The 6,624-nt window shown below is 72.0% G+C and carries 5 protein-coding genes and 1 pseudogene; 4 read left to right on the top strand and 2 right to left on the bottom strand.

Translation table 11 applies throughout. The features are described 5' to 3' along the window. From AB0C33_RS42200 to AB0C33_RS42190, 3 genes and pseudogenes are all read left to right on the top strand, one after another. Positions 1-197 (top strand): annotated as a pseudogene (locus tag AB0C33_RS42200) (methylmalonate-semialdehyde dehydrogenase (CoA acylating)); the annotation flags it as partial. A gap of 85 nt (positions 198-282) precedes the next feature. Then, positions 283-1,452 carry an extracellular solute-binding protein gene (locus AB0C33_RS42195; RefSeq protein ID WP_358298632.1) on the top strand — a complete coding sequence of 390 codons (1,170 nt, stop codon included), beginning with the start codon at positions 283-285 and terminating at the stop codon, positions 1,450-1,452. Positions 1,453-1,745: 293 nt separating this feature from the next. Continuing rightward, a complete protein-coding gene (locus tag AB0C33_RS42190; RefSeq protein WP_352362956.1) occupies positions 1,746-2,960 on the top strand; it encodes a saccharopine dehydrogenase C-terminal domain-containing protein in 1,215 nt (404 codons plus the stop codon). Between the two features lie 21 nt (positions 2,961-2,981). Here the strand turns inward: AB0C33_RS42190 and AB0C33_RS42185 are convergent, their stop codons facing one another. Together AB0C33_RS42185 and gabT are read right to left on the bottom strand one after the other, a co-directional pair. Continuing rightward, positions 2,982-3,182 (bottom strand): hypothetical protein, encoded by a 201-nt coding sequence (locus AB0C33_RS42185; protein ID WP_352362958.1) that lies wholly within the window; start codon positions 3,180-3,182, stop codon positions 2,982-2,984. Positions 3,183-3,392: 210 nt separating this feature from the next. After that, entirely contained in the window at positions 3,393-4,721 is a 1,329-nt protein-coding gene (gene gabT, locus AB0C33_RS42180) for a 4-aminobutyrate--2-oxoglutarate transaminase (RefSeq protein WP_358298630.1), read from the bottom strand. A gap of 124 nt (positions 4,722-4,845) precedes the next feature. Here gabT and AB0C33_RS42175 point away from each other — a divergent pair, with 124 nt between their 5' ends. Continuing rightward, positions 4,846-6,609 (top strand): PucR family transcriptional regulator, encoded by a 1,764-nt coding sequence (locus AB0C33_RS42175; protein WP_358298628.1) that lies wholly within the window; start codon positions 4,846-4,848, stop codon positions 6,607-6,609. Positions 6,610-6,624: the final 15 nt, after the last annotated feature.

Below are 6,624 nucleotides of genomic sequence, written 5' to 3'. Positions count from 1 at the left end.
TGGTCGGGATCAACGTGCCGATCCCGGTGCCGATGGCGTTCTACAGTTTCGGCGGGTGGAAGTCGTCGTTGTTCGGTGACACGCATGTGCACGGCGCCGAGGGGGTGCAGTTCTACACGCGGGGCAAGGTGGTGACCTCGCGTTGGCTGGACCCGTCCCACGGCGGTGTGAACCTCGGCTTCCCCACGAACGGGTAACTCACGACTCACGGCCGGGAGGGACCGGCGTCCCTCCCGGTCCCGTCCCCGGTAAGCTCCAGCGCAACGGACAAGGGGGGACATCGTGAGACGCCGTCGCATATCCGCCGTGGCGCTGGCCGCGGCGGCGCTGGTCGCCGGCACGGGAGCGGTGTCCTCGGCTGCCGGGCAGGCGGCTCAGCAGGCAACACAGCCGGCCGCCAAGCCCAGCCCGAAGCCGACCCCGTCGGCCACGCCGTCGCCCACGGCCACCCAGAGCGACGGCACGCTGCAGATCCTCACCTACCGCGGCTACGCCGAGTACGGCGGCCTCAGCTCCAAGGCCAACTGGGTCGGCTCCTTCGAGAAGGAGACCGGCTGCCGCCTGGCCCGCGTCGACACCGTCCGCACCGCCGAGGAGATGGAGCGGGCCGTCGCGGCCGCCGAGCGCCCGTACGACCTGATCTCGGCGGGCCCGGCGCTGGCGGGCGACCTGATCACGCGCAAGCTGGTGCAGCCGATCGACCCGGCCAAGGTGAGCGGCTACGACGACCTGAACGAGCGTTTCCGCGACATGACGAAGGTGTCCGGCAAGGTCTACGGCGTGCCGTTCCTGTGGGGGTACCACGAGTTCATCTACGACTCGGCCAGGGTCAAGGACGCGAGCATGAGCCAGGTGTTCGCCTCCGGCCGGGCCGCGCTCCGCGACACCCCGCTGACCATCGCCGACGCCGCGCTGACCGACGCCACCGTCAAGGACCCGTACGAGCTGAGCCAGGAGCAGCTCGACCGGGCCATGGCGTTGCTCGGGCGGCAGAAGGAGCGCACCTACTGGCGCAAGCCGATCGACCTGATCAAGGGCTTCGCCACCGGGTCGCTGGATTACGCGCAGGCCACACCGTACTATCGCCTGCTGCTGCAGAAGGCCGGCAAGCCGGTCCGGACGGTCGGCGCCAAGACGGCCACCGGCTGGCTCGACTCCTGGATGCTCGGCGCCAACCTGCCCGACACCACCTGCGCCTACCGCTGGCTGACCTGGATGACCGCGGCCGACGCCCAGCGCGACGCGGCCGCCTGGGTGGGGCTCGCGCCGGCCAACGACAAGGCGTGCAAGGGCCGGGCCAAGTCGATCTGCGACCTGTACGGCGCCGACGACCCCAAGCGGCTCGACCGGATCGCCTTCGCCGTCCGGCCGCCGGGCGGTTGCCGCGGCGAGGACGGGGAATGCACTGATTATGCCGTCTGGGGGAAACGGTGGGCCGAACTCGCCGAGTAGGTGAGATCTCCGCCCCCGCTCGACCCCATCGCGGGCGCGCCTTCCCCCGGGTGCGCCTGCTGAGACGCCCCGGGCCTTCCCCCCTGTCCCGGGGCGTCTCGCCGTCTCCGGGCTGAAGGACGTCCACGGCGTCTCGCCGTCTCCGGGCTGAAGGACGTCCACGGCGTCTCGCTGTTTCCGGGCTGAAGGACGTCCACGGCGTCTCGCTGTTTCCGGGCTGAAAAGCGTCAGGTTCTGGGACTCGTCGGTGCGAAAATTCGACTGAATGACCAGTCAGTGAGTATGTTCTCTCCATGAGAATCCTTCTTGTCGGCGCCGGAGGCGTCGGCTCCGCCGTGGTGCCCATCGCCGCCCGCCGCCATTTCTACGAACACATCGTGGTGGCCGACTCCCAACAGAGCCGGGCGGCCCGCGCCGTCGCCGCCGTGGACGACCCCCGCTTCACCGCCATCCAGCTGGACGCCTCCGACCGGGCCCAGGTCGCCGCGGCGCTCCGGGAGCACCGATGTGACGTGCTGTTCAACGCGGTCGATCCGCGCTTCACGATGCCGCTGTTCGAGGCCGCCCTGGAGGCCGGGGCCCACTACCTGGACATGGCGATGTCGTTGTCGAAGCCGCATCCGCGCGAGCCGTACCGCAAGCCCGGGGTGAAGCTGGGGGACCGGCAGTTCGAGCGCGACGGCGAGTGGCGCGGCGCGGGCCGGCTCGCGCTGGTCGGCATGGGCGTCGAGCCGGGGCTCGCGGACGTGTTCGCCCGCTACGCCGCCGACCACCTGTTCGACGAGATCGACGAGATCGGCATCAGGGACGGCGCCAACCTCGTCGTGGACGGCTACGACTTCGCGCCCACGTTCTCCATCTGGACCACGATCGAGGAGTGCCTGAACCCGCCCGTCGTCTGGGAGGACGGGCAGTGGCGCACCACCGAGCCGTTCAGCGAGCCCGAGGTGTTCGACTTCCCCGACGGCATCGGGCCCGTGGAGTGCGTGAACGTCGAGCACGAGGAGGTGCTGCTCGTCCCGAGGTGGATCCCGGCGCGGCGGGTGACGTTCAAGTACGGGCTCGGTGAGGAGTTCATCGGCGTGCTCAAGACGCTGCGCAAGCTGGGCCTGGACAGCGCCGACAAGATCAGGGTGGGCGGGGCGGAGGTGGCGCCGCGCGACATGGTCGCCGCGAGCCTGCCGGACCCGGCGACGCTGGGCGCCCGCATGCGCGGCAAGACCTGCGCGGGCACGTGGGTCAAGGGCACCGGCAAGGACGGCTCGCCGCGCGAGGTGTACCTGTACCACGTGGTGGACAACGAGTGGTCGATGCGGGAGTACGGCTCCCAGGCCGTCGTGTGGCAGACGGCGATCCATCCGGTCGTCGCGCTGGAGCTGGTGGCGACCGGGGTGTGGAAGGGCGAGGGCGTGCTCGGCCCCGAGGCGTTCGACGCGGTGCCGTTCCTCGACCTGCTGCGCGAGTACGGCTCGCCGTGGGGCCTGCGCGAGACGGCCGCGGCGGCCTGACGGTCGTGACTGACGGCCGGTCTAGCGGCCGGGGAAGGCCACCACGGTCGCCATGGGAGCGGGCAGGAGCGCCTCGGCGCATTCGGTGCAGGCGAGCACGGAGGAGTTGTCGGGCAGTTTGCCGACCCGGACCCGGGGCCGCGGCCACCTCTTGTGGCACACCACGCAGGCGTCGCCGTCGCGCTGGGCCGGCGTCAGGCCCTCAGGGTCGAACGTCAACATACTCCGTGCCGTTCTGGTGGGACCCCAGTTCATCACGCTCCCAGCTGCCATCGCCCCTCCGCATGTCCGGATCCGTTATAACCCTGACCGAGGCCGTGATCGTCTAGCTGAGCGTCAAGCCAGGGTGAATTCTCTACCCGAGTGACCTGCGTTACACACACAAAATCGGGCATCCAGCCGCAAGCTGGATGCCCGATTTTTCGGTCTTTGCTATAGAGCGGAGATGGCCTTCTCCAGGATCCCCAGGCCCTCCTCAAGCAGGTGCTCGGGCATGACCAGCGGGGGCAGGAAGCGCAGCACGTTGCCATACGTGCCGGCGGTCAGGACCACCAGGCCCTCGGCGTGGCAGCGCTTGACGATCTCCTGGACGGCCGCCGGGTCCGGGTTCTTCGTGCCCGGCTCGACCAGCTCGATCGCGATCATCGCGCCGCGTCCGCGCACGTCGCCGATCGCCGGGAACCGCTCCTGGAGCGAGCGGAGACGGGGGAGCATGATCTCGCCGATGCGGCGGGCCTTGGCGACCAGGTCCTCCGACTCGATCGTCTCCAGGACGCCGAGCGCGGCCTCGCAGGCCAGCGGGTTGCCGCCGTACGTGCCGCCCAGGCCGCCGACGTGCACGTGGTCCATCAGGTCGGCGCGGCCGGTCACGGCGGCCAGCGGCAGGCCGCCCGCGATGCCCTTGGCGGTGCAGATGATGTCGGGGACGACGCCCTCGTCCTCGCAGGCGAACAGGTCACCGGTACGCGCGAAGCCGGTCTGGACCTCGTCGGCCACGAAGACGATGCCGTTCGCCCGGCAGAACTCGGCGATCCGCGGCAGGAAGCCCCTGGCCGGGACGATGAAACCGCCCTCGCCGGCGATCGGCTCGATCACCACGGCGGCCACGTTCTCCGCCCCGACCTGCTTGTTGATCTGGTCGATGGCCTGCGCGGCGGCCTCCTCCGCGCAGTTGTCCGCGCCCGTCGGCCAGCGGAACGGGTAGGCCAGCGGCACCCGGTACACCTCGGGCGCGTACGGGCCGAAGCCCTGCTTGTACGGCATGTTCTTGGCGGTCATGGTCATCGAGAGCAGCGTGCGGCCGTGGTAGCCGTGGTCGAACACCACGACGGCCTGCCTGCCGGTGGCGTGCCGGGCCACCTTGACGGCGTTCTCGACGGCCTCGGCGCCGGAGTTCACCAGGAAGGTGCGCTTGTCGTGGTCGCCGGGGGTCAGCTCGTTGAGCTTCTCGCAGACCTGCACGTACGACTCGTACGGGGTGACCATGAAACAGGTGTGGGTGAAGTCGGCCACCTGCTTCTGGACGCGCTCGACGACCTTCGGCGCGGAGTTGCCCACGTTCGTCACGGCGATGCCGGAGCCGAAGTCGATCAGAGAGTTCCCGTCGGCGTCCTGGAGGATGCCGCCGCCGGCGCGGGTGACGAAGACCGGCAGCGTGGTGCCGATGCCGGAGGGGACGGCGGCCTGCTTGCGGGCCAGCAGCTCCTGCGACTTGGGGCCTGGGATCGCGGTCACGACGCGCCGCTCCTGGGGAATGCTCATGGGCTCGACGCTACGTCGGGCTCCGACCTGGGCCGATACGTCGATATGGCACACTGGGGGTGCTCGCCTTTGCCGGAATGGACAAACTCGTATGGCACCTTCGCTACGCACCGTGGCGCGACGGATGAAGTTGCGTCAGCTGGCGGGCGCGGGGGCCGCCGGAGCGCTCGACGCGGAGGTGCGCTGGGTGGCGGTCAGCGAGCTGGAGGACCCGACGCCGTTCCTTGAGGGCTCGGAGCTGCTGCTGACGACCGGGATCCGCCTGGAAGGCGACTTCTCCGGATATGTCGCCCGGCTGGTGGGCCGTGAGGTGGCCGGGCTCGGCTTCGGCGTCGGGCTCTCCCACGAGCACGTCCCGGCCGCCCTGGTCGCGGCCGCCGACGAGGCGGGGCTGCCGCTGTTCGAGGTGCCGCGCGAGACGCCGTTCATCGCCATCGGCAAGGTGGTCAGCGAGCTGCTCGCGGCCGAGCAGTACGACGAGATCACCCGCGCCTTCGCCGCGCAGGGGCGGCTGACCCGGGCGGCGCTGCGTCCGGAGGGCATGCACGCGGTCATCGACCGGGTGGCCAAGGAGATCGACGGCTGGGCGGCGCTGCTCGACGAGACGGGCGAGGTCCGGCACGCCACGCCGGGGGCCGACGTGCCGGTCGTGGTGGCCGAGCTGCGCCGGCTGCGCGCGGGCGGCCCGGCAGGACCCCAGCCCGACCAGACCGCCGGAGCAGAGCGCCCGCTCACGGGCGAGCCCGCCGCCACCGCGGGGCAGGGCGGTGAGCGGGTGCGCGGTGGCGTGCCGGGTGGGGAAGGCGTGCGGGGTGGTGGCCAGGCTGGGCAGCGGGTGGGCGCCGGCGTGCCGGTCGGGGCGCGGAGGCGCGGTGCGGTCCAGGCCGGTGAGCGGGTGCCGGCGAGTCTCGCGTTGTCCGGGCCGGACGAGCACGTCGTGATCCAGCCGCTCGGCGGCGGTCCACGGCCGCGCGGCTTCTTCGCGGTCGGCGCTCGCAAGCCGTTCTCGCCGGTGACCCACACGGTGATCAACGCCGCCGGCTCGCTGCTCACGCTCGCCATGGAGCAGGGCAGGGCCCAGCGGGAGGCCGGTCGGCGGCTCCGCTCGGCCGTGCTGGAACTGCTGCTCGGCGGGGCGGTCGAGCAGGCGCGGGCGGTGGCCGGCACGCTCGGCGCGCGGCTGCCCGGCGAGCCGCTGGTGGTCCTGGCGGCGGGCGCGGCCGCCCTGGAGACCCTGGAACCGCACGGCTTCACAGCGCTCCTCGACGACGGCACCGGCGGTCTCGGCGGTGCTCAAGGCGGCGCTCACGGCGATGGTTCCGGCGGCGGTCACGGTGGCGCTCAGGGCGGCGCTCACGGCGATGGTTCCGGCGGCGGTCACGGTGGTGGCGGCAGGGGGAGGGGTGGCGGGGTTCAAGGCGGGGAGCCGGTGAGTGTCTGCCTGGTGTCCGAGGGGGGCGCGGAGAAGGTGGCGCGGGAGGTGGAGGGGCCGGTCGGGTTGAGCTCGCCCTGCCGCTACGACGGCCTGCGCGACGCGCTCGACCAGGCACGCCGCGCGCTGGCCCACAGCGACGGCGGCGTGACGCGCTTCGCCGACCTGGCCGGGCAGGGCCTGCTCGCGCTGCTGGACGCCGACACTCTGCGCGCCTTCTCCTGCGCGCTGCTGGCCCCGCTCACCGCGTACGGATCCCGCGCCGACCTGGTCGAGTCGCTGCGCGCCTACCTCGACAGCAACGGCCACTGGGACGCCGCCGCCCAGCGGCTCGGCGTCCACCGGCACACCCTGCGCTACCGCATGCGGCGCGTCGCCGAACTCCTCGGCCGCGACCTCGACGACCCGGGCGTACGCGCCGAGCTGTGGCTCGCCCTGGAGGCGGCCCGCCGCTGACCCCGCCGCTGGGCC

It is taken from the genome of Nonomuraea sp. NPDC048881, assembly GCF_040649795.1.
Classification (GTDB): domain Bacteria; phylum Actinomycetota; class Actinomycetes; order Streptosporangiales; family Streptosporangiaceae; genus Nonomuraea.
Note: the sequence above shows the minus strand (reverse complement) of the source record. Positions and strands in the feature narration are given on the sequence as shown.

Coding starts and splice junctions, on each gene's coding strand:
- AB0C33_RS42190 (WP_352362956.1), top strand. CDS start 1,746: ATGAGAATCCTTCTTGTCGGCGCCGGAGGCGTCGGCTCCGCCGTGGTG.
- AB0C33_RS42185 (WP_352362958.1), bottom strand. CDS start 3,182: ATGTTGACGTTCGACCCTGAGGGCCTGACGCCGGCCCAGCGCGACGGC.
- gabT (WP_358298630.1), bottom strand. CDS start 4,721: ATGAGCATTCCCCAGGAGCGGCGCGTCGTGACCGCGATCCCAGGCCCC.
- AB0C33_RS42175 (WP_358298628.1), top strand. CDS start 4,846: ATGAAGTTGCGTCAGCTGGCGGGCGCGGGGGCCGCCGGAGCGCTCGAC.